The sequence below is a fragment of the Streptomyces sp. NPDC052107 genome (assembly GCF_040680215.1).
GTDB lineage: Bacteria > Actinomycetota > Actinomycetes > Streptomycetales > Streptomycetaceae > Streptomyces.
In genome coordinates, this window is the sequence record NZ_JBFAWG010000018.1 from 1 (window position 1) to 19,654 (window position 19,654).

Genomic DNA, 19,654 nt, shown 5'->3' on the forward strand with positions numbered 1-19,654 from the left:
CTAGTGACACACCCCGCCACTGGGCCATGCGGCATTTCCGCAGCTCAAACCGGGTTTTCGGCGACTATGCCACTACCGCTGCTGCGGAACTCCGGCGACAGGTGCACCGACAAAGAAGCCTGCCAAGAGACCGAGTTTGTGGTCAGCCAGCGGTCGAAAGACCCAGCCCGCTGCTGCGCCGAAAAGCGTGATCACCGTCATCGTCGCAAGGAGGGCGACTGCAGCGGCGAGGCGACGCGGCGGCCCCGTGCGGTACAGCTCGCCCACGGGCCCCGCCGGGCAGGGATGGCGAGGAAAAAAGGGGAGTCAGGCGGCCCTCCGAACGGCCAGAACACCAGGGCGACAACCCCGCAGACAGCAAGGCCGGAGAGCTCCCGCACGACAGTGGACACCATCAGGTCCCACGGCCGGCGCTGGATCGAACCGCCATCGCTGTCCTTCTCATCGGCCACACCGGAAGAGTGGCCACCATCAGGGCGTTGCCTGGCGGGCGCTCTAGGCGGCCCCACGCAACTCGTGATCACCCTGCCGACCCGACAGGCCACCACGCAGTGATGAGACCGGGAAACGACCGGGCCCGTGGGCAGGATGCCGGGAGCCTCGGACACGGGCAGCCTGCGTTTCATTCGTACTCGCGAAGCAGATCCTCGATACGCCGGCTGCCGGACAGCAAGTCCCTCACGCCGATGAGTCGCCCACCCTCGCAGGGGGGCGACTCATCACGATGCTGTGGTTACAGCGACCGCTCGATCTTCCGCTCCTCGACCTGCTCTTCCGCTTTGGTCCTCTCGTCGCGGACGGTGTACCTCGCCTGGGGCGACTCACCCTGGATACGCCGGATCTCTCCGGTGTGCTTCTGGTTGTCCTGCCCCTGGTACTCCACACGATCGCCCTTGTTGAACTGCGTCACTGTCTCCACCTTCCGAAGCTGACTTGCACGGGTTCGCCCGTCTGAAGCGCGAGACCCGCCGCGCATCCGCTCTGAGCGCGGGGCGCAGTGTCATGACACCGCGACTCATCCGCCGCAGCGACCGCTGTGGGCCGAACGAGGTAAAGCGGTCCACGTTTGCCAGCTTGCACTGCTCAAAATGGCCAACCGTAGTTGACAATCGTCCGCTCACCTGCGGCGTTCTCACCACGACTGGCCATCTATTGCTGACGGTCACAGCAAAGCGGCCGTACTAAAGCCAGCCGCTTTGGCACGAGCCTCGAAGATCATGGCCCCAACGTCGTGCTTTACCGGGCAGGTCCACACACTGCCCGACGCGCCGGAAGCTTACGGGGCCATGATCACTCGCGCCAAAGCGGCTCCCGACCAAACCCGCTCCGCCGACCTCGCTGATGGCTGCGCCTCGCATCGATTGCTTTCAGAAGACGAGTGGGCTCGGTAGTCGTGGCGAAAAGAGCAGCTCAGAGATGGTTCAGCGTAATGGATCCACATTGTGTGGAAATAGCCGTAATGCAATTCTTGGAGCCGTGAGGATGCTCGCTCGACGATCGCGAGGGAGCGACGGGTGGACTTTTCGGACGATCTCCTTCGACGGGCCGAGCCGTCAGCTCTGCATTACCCCGACGGCATCATCCGCTCCCTGAACGACGCGATGGCCAAGGCGCTCGACCGGCCGGCCGCACAGAGTGTGGGCAGCTACATATGGGAGCTGGTGCCCGCACGTCAGAGCTCCGTGGTCAAGCGCATCGTGGCCTACGCGAACAAGCAGCAGCTGGCGATGCGGGTGCTGGAGCTTCCCAGGCCCGGCAGGTGTCTCTGGTCACCCTCGTAGAGGCGCGGTCGACGCCTGCGGCCGGGGGCGAACAGCTGGTGTGGGTGCACTCGCTGAATGTGCATGATGACCTCACACTGGCCGAGCTCGCAGGCCAGGCGCTGGGGCGCATCAGATTGCAGCAGGCCCGGATCGAGCTGGCCACGGCGGTCCAGCGGAGCATGCTCCCGACGCTGCCCGAGCGCCCGTCCGGCCTGGAGGTCGCCGCCCGCTACCAGCCCTGCCGCGCCGGGCTGGACATCGGCGGAGACTGGTACGACGCCTTCCTCATGCCCGCCGGTTCGGTGCATCTGCAGATCGGCGACGCCCAAGGGCACGACGTGGATGCGGCTGCCTACATGGGGGCAGGTGCGCGGCGCCATACGCGCAATCGCCAACCGCGAGCCGGACCCCGGAATCGTGCTGATGCACACCAATCAGCTGCTCGTCGCGATGGACGCACCACGGTTCGCCAGCCGCACCATGCTGCACATTGATCCCCGCACCGGACAGGTCACCGGCGCCAGCGCCGGCCACGTGCCCCTGCTGTGTGCCCACGAGGACGGCAGCCACGACATCTACCGGCTACCCGGCGGTCCGCTCCTGGGAGTCCTGCCGGACGCCGAGTACCCGCAGGGCACCTTCACGCTGGACAAGGCCACCGCCCTCGTCATGGTTACCGACGGCGTGGTCGAAGGCCCAGACCTCACTCTCGACGCCGGACTGGAGCAAACCGGAGCACTGGCCGCCCAAGCCCTCCACGACGGGCTGAGCGCCGAGGAGATCGCTGACCGAGTCCTCGGCGCCGCAATCGCGTTGGACCAGCTCGATGACCTCGCCGTGGTGGTCGTCCGACGCACCTGATCCAGCGGTACAGCAACGAAGTACGGCAACCCCAGCAACCGACCATGACCGACAGCCACTCCCAGGGGCCGAACGATGACCTCTATAACCCCCGCTGACCGATCTCTGTGGAGATACGGATCAGAAGGCGGCCCGGGGACTATTCGTGGACAAGCCGCATCACGCCAGCCGGTTGGAAGCCGGCCTATGACCTGCGCACACGCCGGAGACCGAAGGCCCTCCGGAAGCCGTGTGCGCAGGTTCGAATCCTGTCGGGGGCACTCACCCAGGATCCGCAGAGATCAAGCGCTGACCAGGGTGGATGTCGACACGAAAGAGTGGGAGACAGTCTCACTGTCTCCCGCTCTTTCTCGTTGTTGCGCACCAATCACGTGTGAGGAGCGTGTGGGCCACGCAACCGCCGGCCGCCACGCTTCCTCGTGGCTCCTCGCTAGATCTGCACGGGTGTGACGCGGGAAGCTTCTGATCCGTAGCGGCCGCAGAGGGGCAGACCGGCCACTGCCGGGCCGTACAAGGACGCTACTGACCGTGAGGGGTTGCGGTGGCTGCGGTAGTTCGCTGTACCGCAGGATCTCGGCGGGGGTGACCACGAACGGCATCTGTTGACGCAGCTGCTGGCCGGCGACAACGACGACATATCCGCGGCTGCCCTTGCTGCCCTCTGCGGCGGCGCTACCGCGGTTCCCGAATGCGGTGATCAGTAGTGAATGCGCGCGAGCGATGACCGGAATATTCCCTTTATCGCAGATATGCTGTGTGTGAGAATATGTCATGCGTGGCTTTTGGTGCTGAAGACAGGCGAGAGGAGTGCATCATGATCGCCAAGCTGCTCGGCAAGCTGTCCTTCACCCGCCACTACGGTGCGTACGGGGCCCACGAATGGGATGCGTACGCCGGCGACGACTAGGACTGACCGCACTGTCGGCGGGCGCCCCTGGGCGCCCGCCAGTTCCCAGCCACGCTGCCGACGGCATCGGCCTGGACAGGTACGAGAGCCAGGGACGATCTCATGGGCCGAAGGAATGAGCCGCCGCGGTTGCCCGAAGGCAGCTTCGCGGCCTGGAGCCGCGACCGGCTGGCATTGGCGCGCCGTGGCGCTGAGGAGTGTGGGGACGTCTGGCAGCTGGAGCCGGGTGTCTACGTAGCCGCTGCGGCCGGGCCGTGTGAAGCAGTCCTGCGCCGCGCGCAGGACTTCCCCAAGGCATCCTCGCCTCTCTTCCCACCGTTGAAGCGGTCGAGCGGAGCACCAACACCCGAGGAGCGTGCGCACGCTCACGCCGCGCGCATGCGCGGACTACGTGCGCAGGCGGTTGCAGCCCGGATCGGTGAGATTGCGCCCCAGACCGCTCGATTTGCCGACCAGTGGCCCACGGGCCAGGACGTCGAGATTCTGCCCCCGGTCCGGCACGCCCTGGCAGAGATCGGCGTGAGGTACCTCTTCTCCGAAGACGCTCCCACCCTGCTGCCCTATGCCTCACAGCTCTTCCTGGCCCGGGAGGTGCTCGTACGCCCCTCGCGTTGGGTATGGCCGCGCTGGATCCCCACACCGGCACGGCGGTTCCGCACACGGCAGCAAGTCGCCTTCACCGACGCCTTGCGGCCCATCGTCCGTCGGCGTCGTTCATCGGGCCGGCTCGGTGACGACATGCTGGGACAGATGCTCCGGCCCTCCCCCCACTACGGCCTACTGCCGGAAGAGGCCATCCTCGACACTCTCCCCGGAATCACCGTCGCCACCTTCGAGACCCCTTCCCGGGCAGCCGGATGGATCCTGCTCCACCTGGCCCGGCACCCCCAGGCAGCGGGCCGCGTCGCGGCCGAAGCCGCCTCGCTGCCCGCGGACCCGGCCGCGACGACCAGCACCCACCTCGGCAGCCTGCAATACACCCAGGCACTGGTGAGTGAGGTGCTCCGGCTGTACCCCCCGAGCTGGCTACTGACCCGGCGCGCCCCGCGACAGACTCAGCTCGCCGACTACACCATCGACGCCGGGTCCACCGTTCTCGTCTGCCCTTACACCGCCCACCGCGACGCACGGGAATATTCCGAGCCGGACCAGTTCCAGCCCGAGCGCTGGCTCGATGATTCGGGCTCGCCGGCGAAACCCGGGGTCTTCCTCTCTTTCGGCACCGGGCCGCATGGCTGCGAGGGAGCCGCTCTGGCCATGGCGATGCTGACGCTCCTGACTGCGCAGACCGCCCGCTGCTACCACTTGAGCGAGCCGCCCGGGCCGGAACCCAGCTACCAGGTCACCACCCTCGAAGGTCTCGCAACTGTCGGCTTGCGTCTGCGCGCCACGTTGCGCGGCTGAGGGCAGTCCTGCTTTCGGTAGCAGGCCGGATCCACCAGCGAACAGCGAACGTTGACGAAGTTCGAGTGCCCTTCCGCACACGTCTGGATGACCAGCTCATGGTTCGCTCATCGTGTGTCGCTGGTCGAACTCGTTGGCGAGCATGCCCATCATGACGAGGTCGTGGTGCCGGCCGGCGAAGAAAACGTGTTCCCGCAAGCGCCCCTCCTCGGTGAAACCGAGCCGACGAAAGAGTGCCAGCGATGCCTCGTTGTGGGCGAAGATCGCTGCTAGGCATTTGTGATAGCGCCGCTCGGCAAACATGAAGCGCAGCAGCAGCACTACGGCTTCTGCCGCGTAGCCCTTGCGCCGATGGTCAGCGCCGATCGTGACATCAAGCTCGAACCAGCCTGAACGAGGGCCGGTGCGATGCGAGCCGACTGTGCCAACCAGCTCTCCCGTGGCCGTCGCTTCGACTGCCAACCGGAAGCGGTCGTCATCGCACTTGGCAACGGCTTGCTCCTTCGCCCAGGCACGGTAGCTCTCGGCGGACCGCGGCAGATCCAGCCGGCTCCCTCGCCGCCCGTCATCGTCGGCGAAGCGCATGAACGCTGTCCAGTCGTCGGGCTCGATAGCGCGTAGGCGTACCCGATTACCAGTCCAGGACGATGCCATGCCCTATTTGATCACGCTGCTGTGCGCGCGAGGCGGAGAGGCACACCGAGGCAGGTGTTGCCCGCCATGCTCTGTCTCACCGCTGATCGTCGTCCTCGTCGGGAGCAGCGGGGTCGCGCAGCGGGCGCAAGTCCGACTCTGTCGGAGGTGTGTCGCGGACACCGAGAGACAATGAGAGAGGGCGGGAGTCAGCGAGACCGACTCCCGCCCTCTTCTGTCGGCATCCGCCCTGGCCAGCGCTTGATTGCTACAGATCCTAGGCGAGTGTCCCCGGCAGCCGAAGAAGTGAAGGGCCGGGTCTCTGTCCTGCGGCTATCTGATCGATCAACGCTGGACTCGCCGGTATCGGTGCCGCTGTTACGCTGATTTTCTGACGGTATTCCGGCGCACCGTGCCACACGGTTGCCGTCGAAACGGCAATCCACAAGAGCGCCGCTTACGTAACCAAAATGCAGCCGCAACCAGGGATACGTCCCTGGTCAGGCGCCGATCGCCGTAGCCGCGATGATCAATTCTTCCCATGGAGACCCGACGAGCGCGGTGCACCCCCTCGCACTTCGCAGGGGTGGGCAGCGGCCGGATCCTCCCTCGTTGCGCGCCGGAGTGGCGCCGGCTTGAGGGTCTGCAGCTCCCACTCCCTGTGGAGGTCGGGGTGAAAGTTGTCGTTGATCTTTCCCGATGTGAGGGGTACGCGCAGTGCGCGTTCCTGGCTCCGGAGGCGTTCCGGATGCACGGTGAGGAAGCGCTCATGTACGACCCGAACCCCGACGACTCCCTGCGCGACCAGGTGCTACGCGCTGCGGCGGCCTGCCCGGTCCAGGCGATCCTGGTCGACCAGCTGGAGGTGCGGCACGCACCGGCGGAAGCGTCGCCGTCATGACCAGCGCCGACAACCTGCGTGCGTTCAAGCGTGATGGCCGCATCGTGGTCGTCGGGGCTTCGCTGGCGGGGCTGCGGGCCGCGGAGGCTCTGCGAGACGAGGGTTTCACCGGATCGTTGACCATGATCGGTGACGAGTTGGGCGAGCCCTACGACCGGCCTCCCCTGTCCAAGCAAGTACTGACCGGGTGGGTGCCGGCCGGGGGCACCACTTTGCCCCGCCGTCGTGGCATCGATGCGGAGTGGCTGCTGGGCGTGCCCGCCAGCGGGCTGGACCTCGCGACGAACCACGTGCGTCTCGCCGACGGACGCGAGGTTCCCTTCGACCGGGTGCTGATCTCTACCGGGGTACGGGCCCGGCCGTGGTTCGTCGAGTCCGAGGCGGCCCTGGACGGAGTGTTCGTCGTACGTACGCGCGAGCATGCCGAGAGCCTGCAGCGGGCCCTCGCCGCCGGGCCCTCCCGTGTGCTGGTCATCGGTGCGGGATTCACCGGCTCCGAGATCGCCTCCATCTGCCGCGAACGGGACATCCCGGTGACCGTCGCCGAACTCGCGCCGGCCCCGCTGGTCGGGGCGCTCGGCGCCATGATCGGCGAGGTTGCGGCCGACATGCAGCGCGCTCATGGTGTCGACCTGCGGTGCGGTGTCAAGGTCGCCCGGCTGGAGGGCGACGCGCAGGGACGGTTTCGCCGTGCTCACTTCGACGACGGCAGTACGGTCGAGGCCGATGTGGCGGTGGTGGCACTCGGGAGCATCCGCAACACCGAGTGGCTGCGGGGGTCGGGACTGGCGGCGGGCGTGTGGGGAATCACCTGTGACACGGGCTGCCGCGCCCTCGACAACAATGGCCGCGTCACCGACGACGTCTTCGCCGCGGGAGACGTGGCACGTTGCCCGAACCCCCTCTACGGAGACCGGCTCATCTCAATGGAGCACTGGGCCAACGCCGTGGAGCAGGCAGAGGTCGCGGCACACAACATGGTCAGCGCCCAGACGGACCGCTGGCCCCACCTGTCCATCCCGCTGTTCTGGTCGATCCAGTTCGGCGTCAACATCAAGTCCGTCGGCGTGCCGACCTTCGCCGACGAGGTGGTCGTCACCCAGGGATCGCTGGACGACCACCGTTTCGTCACCGCATATGGCTATCGGGGCCGCGTCACGGCTGCCGTGAGCTTCAACAACGGCAAGTGGCTGGACCACTACCGACGGTTGATCGAGACGGCCGCACCTTTCCCGCCCCCCTGCCCCACTCCGGACCGGCCGGCCGGCATGAAACCGGTGCCCGTCGACTCCCCCGGCCCCGCCCTGCTCGCGCAGGGCGCCACGGTGGTCGTCACAGGCCATGCCCCGGGTGAGCGCCGCGTCACGGCCGTGCACCAGCATGGGCAGGAGGAAGGCCGGACGACCACGACCGGGACGCCCGGCACGCTGCGACGGATCTTCGACTACTCCGCCCGGGCCGACCCTTACCCGCTGTATGCCGAGTTGCGCGAGACGCCGGTGGCTCTGCAGGAGGACGGCAGCTACGTCATCAGCACCCATCGCGAGATCACGGACGTACTGAATGACCCGCATCTGAGTTCCGACGTGCGCAATCTGTCGCGTCCGATGCCCTCAGCCGAGGGAGGGGCCACGTCGTCGTTCATCCACATGGACTCGCCCGAGCACGATCGCCTGCGGCGTATGGCGATGCGTCACTTCGGCCCCCCGCACACCCCTGGGCTGGTGACCGGACTTGAAGGCTTCCTGACCGCCACCGTCGGCAGCCTGATCGACGATTTGGCGGGCAAGGAGCAGATCGACGTCGTCGACGATTTCGCCTTCCCGCTCCCCGTAACCGTCATCTGTCACTTGCTCGGGGTGCCACGCGAGGACGAGCCGAGGTTCCACCTCTGGGTGAACGACATCATGAACTCGATCGACTACAACCCCAAGACCGACCCGAAGGAGAAACTGGACAAGGGCGTACAGGCCCGCAAGGACTTGCGCCAGTGCCTCGGCGAGCTGGTGGAACAGCGCCACGGCCGGCCGGGAGACGACCTGCTGTCACGGCTGGCCAACGACGACGGGCCCGACGGTCGGATGGCCGACGCCGACATCGTCGCCACCGCCAAACTGCTCCTCATCGCCGGCCATGAGACCATCGTCAACCTCATCACCAACGGCATGCTGACGCTGCTGCGCCACCCGCAGGTGCTGCAGCGACTGCGCGACGAACCGGACCTCGTCGTGCCGCTGGTCGAGGAACTGCTGCGCTACGAGCCCCCCGTGCACATCATTCCCTGGCGGGCGGCGTACAGCGACATCACCGTCGCCGACACCGTCATCCCCCAGGGCTCGCAGATCATGCTCATGCTGGCCTCAGGCAGCCGCGATCCGAAGCGCTTCCACGATCCGGACCGCTTCGACCCGGATCGGCGTGACAACCAGCACCTGGGGTTCGGCAGCGGCATCCACCTGTGTTTCGGCGGCCCGCTGGCCCGGCGGGAAACCCAGATCGCGCTGACCGAGCTGGTACGCCGGCTCGACCGCCCCAGGCTGGTCGCCGACCCGCCGCCGTACCGGCCCAGCCCCGTTCTTCGGGGTCCGATCCATCTGGACATCGAGCAGGGTGACGGTTGACGCGGCAGCCGAGGGCAGGTGCAAGGTCGCGCCGCGGACGGCCCGGCCGGCTCTGCGTTCGACAGCAACCCGCTACCGCTGTCCCCGACGCCTCCAACCATATTCAGCTCTGGTGCGGCCAGCGGCTACGGCGCTGGAAGTACTCGAGAGCCGCGGGTTCCTCCGTGAACTCAAGCAGGCCGCCTTCCCTGTCTGCCAATAGTGCTCGAATCTCGGACGGTGTGGCGAAGAAGAACTCGCGTCGCTCGTTGACGAAGTCGACGCGTCGATCGGCGAACGCCTGATGGGGTTCGGACTCCAGTGTCACGGCGTCCTCGGAAAAGAACCTCTCCCGAGCGGGTGTCGGAAGCTGCACCCCAGCGTCCGACCCGAAGAGCAGCCGGGATAACCGGCGGGGCTCATGAGGGCATCACACGGCGGGAACATCATCCTGTTGCCGCTGGTCCTCCATGAGGACCATCTGTCCGAGCAGACGCACGCAGAAAGCGAGCCGGCCCTCACGCTGGACAGATACTCTCTCTTGTCCTCCCGACCGAGCATGGGGACATCCAGCGAAGGAGAACCGGGACGAAGTGTCCGATCGTACCTACCAGGCTCGGTCAGCCCGTCAGCCCCACATTTCGGTGCGACCTGATGCCCGCATGGTGTGCTCTCGTGAAACAGCGGCTTCTGCTTGCTCTCCGGAGCCGTGTGCGCAGGTTCGAATCCTGCCTGGGGCACTCGCAGATCACCTAGTTATATAGCGGCCGTCCCGCAATTCATCCCGGGCGTGCCGGCTGACCTGCCGGGGGTGCCTCAGAGGCGCACGCCGGTCACCTCCTCGCCGGTTTCACGACCGTGCCAGCTCACCACCAGGAGGTGGGATAGATCTCTCGCTGCAGACGGGCGGAGACCATCTGCACCACGACGAGCAGCACTGCGCCAGCGGCCAGCAGGGGTACGAAGCGGGTGGCAGGCGGGTCGGTGAGCATGATCATGACGGCGGTCGCCATGGCTGGCGGATGGGCGGCCTTGAGCACAAGCACAAGTCCGCAGGCGATGCCGCAGGCCACGACAGCGGCCCAAGGGCCGTGCCAGCCGAAAGTAAGCACTGCGAAGCAGACGAGGCAGGACAGCATGTGGCCGCCGATGATGTGGCGGGGCTGCGCGAGAGGCGAGCCGGGGGTCGCGGTGACGATCGCCATCGTGGCCGCGAGCGGCGGTACAAGCACCGTCTGGTGCATGAGCGCCCCGACGGCCACCAACATGGCCAATCCGACCGACGTGGTGATGGCCGCCGCCGCGACCGTGCGCGGGGGGTGCCGCGCCTCTTCGGGTGTCCTCCGGCGAATCGGAGGGCGCTTCGCCAGGCGGGTTGGGGCATCCACGGCTTCTGGTGTCCCGGGCGCGTCATGTGCCATGAATGCGGCATTCTTGTCCCGACGGGAGATTGATGGTCGCAGAGCGGCCCAGCCGCCCCGCAACATGCATCCGGGTCAGGCGGACAGGAGGCGAAGCGGTCGCTGGACTGCCGGGCGAGGCGCAAACCTGCCGGGCGCTCTGAATCAGCACGGGAACTCCTCGGAACCATCCCCGCTTTCGGTCCACTGCGGCTCGTCGTCCGGGAAGACGGGGATCACGCCCAGCATCGTGACGTTGCCAACCAACGCCTGTCCAAGAAGGCCCTCTTATTGCCCGATTGAGCGCCTTTATCGAACCGCCCCGCCAACGACACCAAGCAACCACCAACCCTCTGATGGTTGGCGTGTACAGCTCGTTCCACTCGGGAAGCCGCTCCTGGCTGGTTCCATGTCGGCGGGGCACAAACATGACCGTGTTCTCGCAACACCCGGGGAAGGCTCCCCATGCCTTAGGCCGTTTCTGATGGCTCTTGCTGAGTGGATGGATCAGTGCTTGGTCCGGGCAAGCGCGTCTCGCGGTGCGACGACATGAACTCTCGGACAAGAGCCATCAGAAACGGCCTGGGTGACCCGCTGGTACTCATGGATGGGCTGGAGCCTGATCACCGCCGCCCTCCTGGCCGCGACCCTCGCCCGCAGCCGTGCCACCGGAGCGTCACCCGCGCTGGAGCTGTTCCCATTCACCCGGCCCGAACTGCTCGTTCTGCTCCGGGCCAGGGTCCCGCCCACGCCATGCCGCGACTTCGCACGTCCTGCGCGCGCTGGTCGGCCTGGCGACGCCGGCACCAGCATCGCGCTACCGCCTGTCACCGCTGCTGGAACGAGGTCACCGCAGCAGCAACCACATGACTATCAACTACAAGATCACGATCTACAGCTGCCGTGTCAGTGACGGTTGCCTCACTAAGGGGTACAGCCCGGCGGGTTCTGGGGGCCGTCGCAGGGCACGTCTGATGCCGCGCTTGGCGACTCCGCCGTGGCCTTCGCTGTCTGAGGCATTGCCTCAGCACTCGTCACGCCCACCGTTCCGGCGAGCAGCGCAGCAGCGCAAAACGCACCGACGAGGTATCGGATGCGCTTCCGGGCGCTTGTCGCCATGATCATCTCCCTTGGCTTGATGTGATGGATTACTCGTTTTTGTCAGTTTAGTACCACAGCTTGGCGCTACCGCCAGACCACTGTGTCTTCGCTGGTCAACGGCCTGGAGGTGGGGACTGCAGTGGGGCCGGGGCGGTAGTGGATCGGTCTTTGCGGAGCCGTCCCTCTATCGTGTGCCCCAATGGTCGGCAGATCGCCGAGTACGCCCGGCCACGCCACCCCCGACGGGCTGCAGCACCTGCCGTCCCGCGGCCACTGGGATGCGGACGAGGTCCGCGACGACCTCGAAGCATGCGTCGGCATACGTCGCCGAGCCGGACGGCGTACTGGTCGTCGATGACACCGGTTTCGTGAAGAAGGGCACCACCTCCGCCCGTGTCCAGCGCTGGTGCTCCGGCACCGCAGCCGCCCGCATCAGCCGCGGCGGACGCCACCTCCGCCTACGGATCGCCGCCACCTGGCCATGGCGGCACGGACTTGTCAGCGCGTTCGCCCACCTCGCCGCCTGCCACGGCCTACCACCTGACCTGCGGTACTTGTCCCTGCCCGCCTACGACCCGAGGATCCTTGGAGAACCCGACCCCAGCGTCGGGCCGCGGACATGCCCGCCCGGCGGCCAACAGCCGAAAACCACCGGCCCACCGCGACCAACTCGACTCCGCGCCCCAAGCGAAAAGGGGGGCTAGAACTTGATCACCGACACCGAGGCCGAGCCGGCATTGGCCGCGTAGGCCCGGCGCCCGTCCTGGGAGACCGCCACCCACACCGGGTACGCGTCGACATTGATGGGGTTGCCCACGGTGCGGTCGGTGGCGGTGTCGATCACCGACACCGAATCCGATCCGGCATTGGCCGCGTAGGCCCGGCGCCCGTCCTGGGAGACCGCCACCCCGACCGGGTTCCTGCCGACACCGATGGGGTTGCCCACGGTGCGGTCGGTGGCGGTGTCGATCACCGACACCGAATCCGATCCGGCATTGGCCGCGTAGGCCCGGCGCCCGTCCTGGGAGACCGCCACCCCGACCGGGCTCTTGCCGACACCGATGGGGTTGCCCACGGTGCGGTTGGTGGCGGTGTCGATCACCGACACCGAAGCCGATCCGGCATTGGCCGCGTAGGCCCGGCGCCCGTCTGGGGAGACCGCCACCCCCTGCGGGTTGTCGCCGACGGGAATGGGGTTGCCCACGGTGCGGTTGGTGGCGGTGTCGATCACCGACACCGAATCCGATCCGGCATTGGCCGCGTAGGCCCGGCGCCCGTCTGGGGAGACCGCCACCCCGATTGGGCTCTTGCCGACACCGATGGGGTTGCCCACGGTGCGGTTGGTGGCGGTGTCGATCACCGACACCGAAGCCGATCCGGAGTTGGCCACGTAGGCCCGGCGCCCGTCTGGGGAGACCGCCACCCCCTGCGGCTTGTTGCCGACGGGAATGGGGTTGCCCACGGTGCGGTCGGTGGCGGTGTCGATCACCGACACCGAAGCCGGGTCGAAGTAGTTGGTCGCGTAGGCCCGGCGCCCGTCTGGCGACACCGCCACCCCGCCCGGGGAGTTGCCGACCTGGACCGAGGACACGGACGGTGCGGTGGCTTCAGGACCCGAGGAACGGGACTGTGCCAGGTAGATGCCGCCGCCCGCCGCGGCAAGCGCCACCAGCGCCACCCCCGCAATGAGCCTGGCCCGTCGGTTTCTGGGCCGCGGGGGGCGGGGCCGCATCTGGGCCTCATCCCCTTTGTGCGGCAGCGGTTCCGGGGGCGGGCCGGTCGGTTCCTCCGGCTCGGCAAGCGACAGGATCTCGGTCGGCGGGGCCGATTCCTTGGGGTGCGGCGGCTTCGAGACGGGGGGCCGCTCGGGCGGCGGCACCTCCGGTGAGGGAGCCGGTTGCTGCAAAGGGGAGGGGTAGGGCTGGTCGGCGATGGCGGCGAGCCGCCGGGCGGCCTCCTCACCGTCCATCCTTTCCGCGGGGTCCTTGGCCAGCAGCCCGACGAGGACCGGGGTCAGCTCCGTCGCCCGGCGCGGCGGGCTCGGGGACTCGAACAGCAGGGCACTCAGCGAGGTGAGGGCGGTGTCGCGGTCGAAGGGGCCGGCCCCCTCGAGGGCGTAGTACAGGGTGGCCCCGAGTGAGAACAGGTCGGCGGCGGGGGTGGGCGGCTGACTGTTGGCCCGCTCCGGGGCCATGAAGCGCGGCGTCCCGAGGATCTCCAGGGGGGCGGTCAGGCGGTCCTCCCCGGAGCTCGGCTCCAGCGCGATGCCGTAGTCGGTGAGCATCACCCGGCCGCCGCCCTCTGTCGGGTAGGGGGGCTGGGGCCCCGGATTGGTCAGCAGGATGTTGGCCGGTTTGACGTCCCGGTGCAGAACACCGAGCCGGTGTCCCTCCAGCAGGGCGTCGAGGACCGCGAGACCGATCCGGGCGACGTCGCGGGGCGGCAGCGGCCCCCGCTCGCGCACCACCGCCTCCAGGTCCATGGCGTCAGGGACGTATTCCATGACGATCCACGGCAGGCCGTCCTCTTCCACGATGTCGTGCACGGTGACGACATGCGGATGGTTGCGCAGTCGGGCGGCGTGCCGGGCCTCGCCGCGGGCCCTCGCGATCCGGGAGCCCACCTCGCATTCGGGGACGTCCGGCGGCAGAATGATCTCCTTGAGCGCGACCTCGCAGGCCAGTTCCTGGTCGTACGCCAGCCACACACGTCCCATGCCGCCGGTGCCGAGCCGACGCAGAAGCCGGTAACGTCCGGTGATCACGCGCCCGGCGGCCTCTTGCGCTCCTGTCATGGCACTCTTCTTCCAGGACGGCCAGCAGGGGTTCCTCGGCGAGCGCTGAAGGGGCCCTCTCCACGTATCGCACATCGTCCGAAGAGGGGCAAGTCACCCAGGACGGGTGGAGCCCAGCTCGCGTATCCGCGTGCGTGGTTCAAGCCCGCCGTAGACCCCGTCGGCGGCCACCCAGCGGGCCGGACGCCCCGCTTCGCGGGCCCACCTGGCTGACCGGGTGCCGCTGGTAACGGCCTACTGGCGTACGCACCTCACTTTGCGCCAGCTCGCGTTGCTGTTCGGGACTTCGAAGTCGGCAGCCGACCGTGTGGTCGCCGACATGGGTCCCCCGCCCGGCACTGCAACCGAGGCGCCGATTTCGGCGGGACAACGTGCTCATTGCGGACGGCACCTGGTCCCCACCCGCGATCACACGGTGGCCGAACAGTCCAAGAACTACAGGAACTCCACCAACTACCGCGTCCTACCCGTCGGCTTTGTCTCGGCCATCTTCGAAGACGAAGAGTGGCTTGCCGTCGTGTGCGGGCGTTTCGGCGAGCGAGATGGCTTCGGTGAAGCGTTCGAGCGGGAACGGCTGGCCCTGGGGGATGGTCAGCACTCCATCAGCGACGAGAGTGCGAACCTCGGACAGCGCGTCCAGCGCATCCGCAGGTGAGGCGGTGCCGAACCAGCGGTTCAGCCAGAAGCCACGGACTGCTCTGGTCCCGTAGATGACCGAGCGTGCCTGCAGCGGGATCGTCAGCGCTGCCGGGTCGGTCTGCCGATGGGTGGAGAGCGCGCCGTAGACGACGACCTCTCCTCCCGGAGCCAATGCCTGGGACACCTGGGCACCCACATGGCCCGCGACACAGTCGATGCCTTTGTGGACACCAGCCCGTCCTCCAGTCTCAGCCACACGCTGCACCAGGTCCTCGTCCTCAGTGCAAATGACCTCGTCGCCACCCAGCGCCTTGATCTCCTCAACGGCATCGCGCCGCCGCACCACATTGATCGTGCGAATACCCAGATGCCTGGCCAGCTGAATGACGAGCCGGCCGACGGTGGAGCCCGCGGCCGTCTGCAACAACCATTCACCGGGCTGTACGTCGAGTTCGCGAGTCACCAGGAGCAGCGCGGTCAACGGGTTGACAGCGAGTTGACAGGCACTGGAGTCGCTCAGACGATCGGGGACCGGCAGGAGCCTCTGTGTATCGGCAACAAGGTATTCCTGCCAAGTGCCGGCCCCACGCGGCCCTGGTACCGCAGGGACAGCGATGGCCACCACGCGCTCGCCGATCCTCAGTCCCTCGGTATCCGGGCCCAGGGCCTCAATACGGCCCACGCATTCCATGTGACCCCCGACAGTGGGAAACTCGGGGGAGAAACCGTAGCGGCCGCGCAGCACGTGCAGATCGCTGGCGTGAATCGGAGTCGCCTTCACGCGGATCAGCGCCTGGCCGGATCCGGGCGTGGGAACAGGCCGGGTTTCCAGCCGTAGGACATCGCTCGGTTCGCCAACCTCTTGGGCTACGAGCGCGCTCATGGATTGTGGCGTGGACATGAGATCTCTCCTTCAGTCGCGCTCGGCGTCGGCCGACGGGGCAGCGAAGTACGCGGCGTAGCGCGTCCCAGCAAAGTGCTCGCCGAACAGCCGGGAGACGTAAAACGAAGTCCTGATACTCGTAAAGGGTGCGGGCATGGGGCAGCACCGTGCGGACGTCCTCGGCGCCGGGCACGATCCCGTTCAAGCCGACCACTCCCCCGCGCTCGTTCGTGAGCAGCCGCCCGTCCTTCGCGGTGCCGAAGGCGCACCCTCACGCCGTCCGCTTGCGCGACGCAGTCTTCTTCGCCGTCGTCTTCTTCGCCGTAGTCTTCGTCGCCGTCGTCTTCTTCGCCCCCTGAGCCGCCTTGGACGCCGTCTTGGAGGCAGCCTTCGACGTCGACTTCCGGGCCGGCTCCGCCTTCTTCGCAGTCGTCGTCTTCTTGGCCGTGGACGTCGACTTCTTGCCCCCGGCCGCCTTGGGCGCGGCCCTGCGCGGCAGGGGTCTGACCTCGGCCTCGGCGGCGGGCGCCTCGCCGCGCGACTCCCGGGCCGCCCGCACGCTGTTCTCCAGCGCGGCCATCAGGTCCAGCACCTTGCCGGCGGCGGCCGGGGCCGGGGCCTCCGGTGGGGCCTCGCCGGAGGCCTTCGCGGCGATGACCTCCTCCAGGGCCTCCCGGTACTCGTCGTGGAGGTCTTCCAGGTCGACCTCGCCGAGGGTGTCCATAAGGGCGTCGGCGAGGTCGAGTTCCTTGTCGCGGATGGTGACGTGGGCGTCGGGGGCGACGCCCTCGGGGGCGCGGACCTCGTCGGGCCAGAGCAGGCCGTGCATGGCGATGGCCTCGCCGACCACCCGGAGCATGCCGAGGCGTTCGCGGCCGCGCAGGGCGTACTTTGCGATGGCCACCTTGTTGCTGCGTTTCAGGGCCTCGCGGAGCAGGGTGTACGGCTTGGCCGCGGGGGCCCCGCCGGCGGCCAGGTAGTACGCCGCGCCCATCTGGAGCGGGTCGATCCGGTCGGCCGGTACGAAGGCCACGATCTCGATCGTGCGGGCGGTCGGGATCGGCAGGTGGGAGAGGTCGTCGTCGGTGATCGGGATGATCGTGCCGTCCGCGTCCTCGTACGCCTTGCCGATCTCGGCCTGGCTGACCTCGCGGTCCTCCAGCTCGCATACCTTGCGGTAGCGGATGCGGCCGTTGTCCTCGGTGTGGATCTGGCGGAAGGAGATCGAACGGCTCTCCGTGGCGTTCACCAGCTTGATCGGGATGCTGACGAGCCCGAAGGAGATGGCCCCGTTCCAGATGGATCGCACGTGCCGCAACCTTCCTCTGCCGGATCTGCTGGATCTGCCCAATCCGCCGGTACACCACTTACCCCTGTTTGTCTGAGATTGTCATCGTATGACGCCTATCACAGAGGTGGAGGGGCGGCGGCTCGCGCTCAGCAACCTGGAGAAGGTGCTGTATCCGGAGACCGGCTTCACCAAGGCGGAGGTGGTCCACTACTACGCGACCAGCGCCGATGTGCTGCTGCCGCATCTGCGCGACCGGGCCGTGTCCTTCCTGCGCTATCCGGACGGACCGGAGGGGCAGCTGTTCTTCACGAAGAACGTTCCGCCTGGTACGCCCGAGTGGGTCACCACCGCCGAGGTGCCGCGGTCCTCGGCGGACAGTCCGGCCCGGATGGTCGTCCTGCAGGATCTGGCGAGCCTGGTCTGGGCGGCGAATCTCGTCGCCGAGTTCCACACCCATCAGTGGCTGGTGCAGACCCCGGACGAGGCCGACCGGCTGGTCTTCGACCTCGACCCGGGCACGCCCGCGACCGTCGTCCACTGCTGCGAGGTGGCCCTGTGGCTGCGTGAGCGGCTCGCGGCGGACGGCATCGAGGCGTACCCGAAGACGGCCGGGTCGAAGGGGCTGCACCTGCTGGCGTCGGTCCGGGGATCGTCCTCCGAGCGGACGAGCGAGTACGCGAAGGCGCTCGCCGTGGAGGCCGAGCGGGCGATGCCGCGGCTGGTGGTGCACCGGATGACGAAGAGCCTCAGACCGGGGAAGGTGTTCGTCGACTGGAGCCAGAACGCGGCCCGCAAGACCACGGCCGCCCCGTACACGCTGCGCGCCCGCCCAGCACCGCTCGTCTCCGCTCCGGTGACCTGGGCGGAGGTCGCCGACTGCCGCGACCCGGCTCAGCTGGAGTTCCGGGCGCAGGACATCGCGCCGCGGCTGCAGGACCTCGGGGACCTGATGGCACCCATGCTGGACCCGGAAACGGCGGCCCCGCTCCCCTGATCTACACCCTCCCCCATGTGTTCCGGTCCCGTGCCATTCCGTGCAGCGCCTCCACGTCCGCCGGCTTGAGCACCCCGCCGAACCGGGCCAGGCCCGCCAGCTCGGTGTCCTGCAGGACGCGTACCGAGCGCGGCGGGACGGTCACCGTCAGCTCGGCCGGGCCCGCCAGGGCCAGGACCGGGCGGACCTCGGCGGTCAGGGCGTAGGAGGCCCGGTCGGCGACGGAACGCAGCCGGCGCAGCAGCGGCTCGGCCTCGCGGCGGCCGACGGTGACCATGGGGTCGGCGATCAGGACCCGGGACTTGCGGGCGTACAGGGCGTGTACGGCGAACAGGCCGCCGGGGCCGAGGAGCAGATGGTGGATGCGGTCGCCGCCGGGCAGGGCGATGGAGTGCAGGGTGTGCCAGCCGGCCCCCTCCAGGCCGTCCAGGACCGTGCCGACGGCCTCCTCGGCGGCCAGGGCGCGGCGGCGCGGGTCGGGGCGCAGCCGGCGGGCGGGGCCGGGGTCGCGGTCGAGGGCGACGAGCAGGGCCTCGCCGGGGCGGTTGGGCGCCAGATCGTCGTCGGGGTGCAGGGTCAGCCGGGCGAGTTCCGCGGGGGTGGGCACCGGTGGCGGGCCCACGGTCACCGGGCCGGTCAGGAACGGTTTCAGGGCTTCCAGTACGTCGTCCCTGCTGCCCTCGCCGAGCAGGTTGACCCGGCCCGTCTCACGGTCGTACCAGGCGGCGTTGCTTCCGTCCGGGCGGCAGACGTACAGCCGTTCCCGGCCGTGCCGATAGGCCGGCACCACGCGCAGTGCGCTCATGCGCCATCACCCCTCGACCATGGGAACAGGCGGGGTGCTCCCGGGGCAAGACCGGTTACCGTGGAGGCGGCCCCGCGAGGGGGAGTTGGGGAGGCGCCGTTGCGGATCCGCGGAAAGCAGCCCGACGTACCGGCTCCGGAGAGCCCCTGGGACGAGATCGTGCCCGGCCTGTGGATGGGCGGGCACGAGTTCCTGGGCCGCTCGGGACGGCCGGAGCTCGCCGTCGTCCATGACGAGTTCGATGTGGTGCAGACGCTGCTGCGGCTGCCGGGGTACGGCCCCGATCCGGGGGTCGAGCACCATGTGTGGCCGATACCGGACGGCCCGCTGGACGGGACACAGCTCGCCGGCGTGATCCGGCTGGCCCGGGCCGCGAACGAGGCGCTGGACGCCGGGCGCCGGGTGCTCGTGCGCTGTTACCACGGGTACAACCGCTCGGGCCTGGTCGTCGCGCACGCACTCGTCCAGCGGGGGCATGCCGCGCCGGACGAGGTGATCCAGCTGATCCGGGCCCGGCGCTCGGCGTGGGCGCTGCACAACAAACTGTTCGTGGAGTACCTGCGCGCGGGCCTGTCGACGGTGCGGCTGCTGGAGGAGCTGGCCGAGTAGCCTCTCTCCCAGCGCCCCGCCCCCACGGGGGCAAAAAGGACTTACATACGACTTACATAAGAATTTTTC

The 19,654-nt window shown here is 68.3% G+C and carries 17 protein-coding genes, 1 tRNA gene and 3 pseudogenes; 12 read left to right on the top strand and 9 right to left on the bottom strand.

Going from position 1 to position 19,654, the window contains the following annotated elements:
• Positions 1-733 precede the first annotated feature (733 nt).
• A complete protein-coding gene (locus AB0M27_RS21040; protein WP_365723375.1) occupies positions 734-910 on the bottom strand; it encodes a hypothetical protein in 177 nt (58 codons plus the stop codon).
• Between the two features lie 604 nt (positions 911-1,514).
• On the opposite strand from AB0M27_RS21040, the gene AB0M27_RS21045 reads away from it, so the two are divergent.
• From AB0M27_RS21045 to AB0M27_RS21065, 5 genes are all read left to right on the top strand, one after another.
• Positions 1,515-1,781 (top strand): hypothetical protein, encoded by a 267-nt coding sequence (locus AB0M27_RS21045; RefSeq protein ID WP_365723376.1) that lies wholly within the window; start codon positions 1,515-1,517, stop codon positions 1,779-1,781.
• Complete coding sequence (locus AB0M27_RS21050) at positions 1,760-2,257, top strand: hypothetical protein (RefSeq protein ID WP_365723511.1); 498 nt, start codon at positions 1,760-1,762, stop codon at positions 2,255-2,257. Before AB0M27_RS21045 ends, AB0M27_RS21050 begins: the two co-directional genes overlap by 22 nt.
• Positions 2,181-2,624, top strand: a complete 444-nt coding sequence (locus AB0M27_RS21055) for a PP2C family protein-serine/threonine phosphatase (protein ID WP_365723497.1) — start codon at positions 2,181-2,183, stop codon at positions 2,622-2,624. The genes AB0M27_RS21050 and AB0M27_RS21055 overlap by 77 nt, the downstream gene beginning before the upstream one ends.
• Before the next feature lie 163 nt (positions 2,625-2,787).
• A tRNA-Ser gene (locus tag AB0M27_RS21060) sits at positions 2,788-2,884 on the top strand.
• A gap of 776 nt (positions 2,885-3,660) precedes the next feature.
• The gene (locus AB0M27_RS21065; RefSeq protein WP_365723377.1) at positions 3,661-4,935 is read left to right on the top strand and encodes a cytochrome P450; all 1,275 of its coding nucleotides are present in this window, start codon (positions 3,661-3,663) and stop codon (positions 4,933-4,935) included.
• Positions 4,936-5,031: 96 nt separating this feature from the next.
• Here AB0M27_RS21065 and AB0M27_RS21070 read toward each other — a convergent pair whose 3' ends face one another.
• A complete protein-coding gene (locus AB0M27_RS21070; RefSeq protein ID WP_365723378.1) occupies positions 5,032-5,589 on the bottom strand; it encodes a GNAT family protein in 558 nt (185 codons plus the stop codon).
• Between the two features lie 652 nt (positions 5,590-6,241).
• Between AB0M27_RS21070 and AB0M27_RS21075 the strand changes: the two genes are divergently transcribed.
• The 3 genes and pseudogenes from AB0M27_RS21075 to AB0M27_RS21085 all read left to right on the top strand — a co-directional run bounded on the left by AB0M27_RS21075 (position 6,242) and on the right by AB0M27_RS21085 (position 9,090).
• On the top strand, positions 6,242-6,469 hold the full coding sequence (locus AB0M27_RS21075) for a ferredoxin (protein ID WP_365723379.1): 228 nt from the start codon (positions 6,242-6,244) through the stop codon (positions 6,467-6,469).
• Positions 6,466-7,836: pseudogene (locus tag AB0M27_RS21080) on the top strand (FAD/NAD(P)-binding oxidoreductase); the annotation flags it as partial. The gene AB0M27_RS21075 and the pseudogene AB0M27_RS21080, both read left to right, overlap by 4 nt.
• Positions 7,837-7,968: 132 nt before the next feature.
• Positions 7,969-9,090: a cytochrome P450 gene (locus AB0M27_RS21085; RefSeq protein WP_365723498.1), complete on the top strand. Its 1,122-nt coding sequence runs from the start codon at positions 7,969-7,971 to the stop codon at positions 9,088-9,090.
• A 103-nt stretch (positions 9,091-9,193) separates the two neighbouring features.
• On the opposite strand, the gene AB0M27_RS21090 is transcribed toward AB0M27_RS21085, so the two are convergent.
• Both AB0M27_RS21090 and AB0M27_RS21095 read right to left on the bottom strand, forming a co-directional pair.
• Complete coding sequence (locus AB0M27_RS21090) at positions 9,194-9,445, bottom strand: GIY-YIG nuclease family protein (protein ID WP_365723380.1); 252 nt, start codon at positions 9,443-9,445, stop codon at positions 9,194-9,196.
• 490 nt (positions 9,446-9,935) lie between these two features.
• On the bottom strand, positions 9,936-10,490 hold the full coding sequence (locus AB0M27_RS21095; RefSeq protein ID WP_365723381.1) for an HPP family protein: 555 nt from the start codon (positions 10,488-10,490) through the stop codon (positions 9,936-9,938).
• Between the two features lie 1,354 nt (positions 10,491-11,844).
• On the opposite strand from AB0M27_RS21095, the pseudogene AB0M27_RS21100 reads away from it, so the two are divergent.
• A pseudogene (locus tag AB0M27_RS21100) lies at positions 11,845-11,992 on the top strand (transposase); the annotation flags it as partial.
• A 278-nt stretch (positions 11,993-12,270) separates the two neighbouring features.
• Here the strand turns inward: AB0M27_RS21100 and AB0M27_RS21105 are convergent.
• On the bottom strand, positions 12,271-14,364 hold the full coding sequence (locus tag AB0M27_RS21105) for a serine/threonine-protein kinase (RefSeq protein WP_365723382.1): 2,094 nt from the start codon (positions 14,362-14,364) through the stop codon (positions 12,271-12,273).
• Between the two features lie 175 nt (positions 14,365-14,539).
• On the opposite strand from AB0M27_RS21105, the pseudogene AB0M27_RS21110 reads away from it, so the two are divergent.
• Positions 14,540-14,827 (top strand): annotated as a pseudogene (locus AB0M27_RS21110) (transposase family protein); the annotation flags it as partial.
• On the opposite strand, the gene AB0M27_RS21115 reads toward AB0M27_RS21110, so the two are convergent.
• The 3 genes from AB0M27_RS21115 to AB0M27_RS21125 form a co-directional block, all read right to left on the bottom strand.
• Entirely contained in the window at positions 14,828-15,904 is a 1,077-nt protein-coding gene (locus tag AB0M27_RS21115; protein WP_365723383.1) for a zinc-dependent alcohol dehydrogenase family protein, read from the bottom strand. It abuts the pseudogene before it with no gap.
• A 12-nt stretch (positions 15,905-15,916) separates the two neighbouring features.
• Positions 15,917-16,042, bottom strand: a complete 126-nt coding sequence (locus AB0M27_RS21120; protein WP_365723384.1) for a hypothetical protein — start codon at positions 16,040-16,042, stop codon at positions 15,917-15,919.
• Positions 16,043-16,157: 115 nt separating this feature from the next.
• A complete protein-coding gene (locus AB0M27_RS21125) occupies positions 16,158-17,195 on the bottom strand; it encodes a Ku protein (RefSeq protein ID WP_365723385.1) in 1,038 nt (345 codons plus the stop codon).
• Between the two features lie 88 nt (positions 17,196-17,283).
• Between AB0M27_RS21125 and ligD the strand changes: the two genes are divergently transcribed.
• Positions 17,284-18,171: a non-homologous end-joining DNA ligase gene (gene ligD / locus AB0M27_RS21130; protein ID WP_365723386.1), complete on the top strand. Its 888-nt coding sequence runs from the start codon at positions 17,284-17,286 to the stop codon at positions 18,169-18,171.
• A gap of 1 nt (position 18,172) precedes the next feature.
• On the opposite strand, the gene AB0M27_RS21135 is transcribed toward ligD, so the two are convergent.
• Positions 18,173-18,976, bottom strand: a complete 804-nt coding sequence (locus AB0M27_RS21135; protein ID WP_365723387.1) for an NERD domain-containing protein — start codon at positions 18,974-18,976, stop codon at positions 18,173-18,175.
• A gap of 99 nt (positions 18,977-19,075) precedes the next feature.
• On the opposite strand from AB0M27_RS21135, the gene AB0M27_RS21140 reads away from it, so the two are divergent.
• On the top strand, positions 19,076-19,585 hold the full coding sequence (locus AB0M27_RS21140) for a protein phosphatase (protein WP_365723388.1): 510 nt from the start codon (positions 19,076-19,078) through the stop codon (positions 19,583-19,585).
• Positions 19,586-19,654 lie beyond the last annotated feature (69 nt).

Coding starts and splice junctions, on each gene's coding strand:
- AB0M27_RS21115 (WP_365723383.1), bottom strand. CDS start 15,904: ATGTCCACGCCACAATCCATGAGCGCGCTCGTAGCCCAAGAGGTTGGC.
- AB0M27_RS21095 (WP_365723381.1), bottom strand. CDS start 10,490: ATGGCACATGACGCGCCCGGGACACCAGAAGCCGTGGATGCCCCAACC.
- AB0M27_RS21135 (WP_365723387.1), bottom strand. CDS start 18,976: ATGAGCGCACTGCGCGTGGTGCCGGCCTATCGGCACGGCCGGGAACGG.
- AB0M27_RS21120 (WP_365723384.1), bottom strand. CDS start 16,042: ATGCCCGCACCCTTTACGAGTATCAGGACTTCGTTTTACGTCTCCCGG.
- ligD (WP_365723386.1), top strand. CDS start 17,284: ATGACGCCTATCACAGAGGTGGAGGGGCGGCGGCTCGCGCTCAGCAAC.
- AB0M27_RS21105 (WP_365723382.1), bottom strand. CDS start 14,364: ATGACAGGAGCGCAAGAGGCCGCCGGGCGCGTGATCACCGGACGTTAC.
- AB0M27_RS21070 (WP_365723378.1), bottom strand. CDS start 5,589: ATGGCATCGTCCTGGACTGGTAATCGGGTACGCCTACGCGCTATCGAG.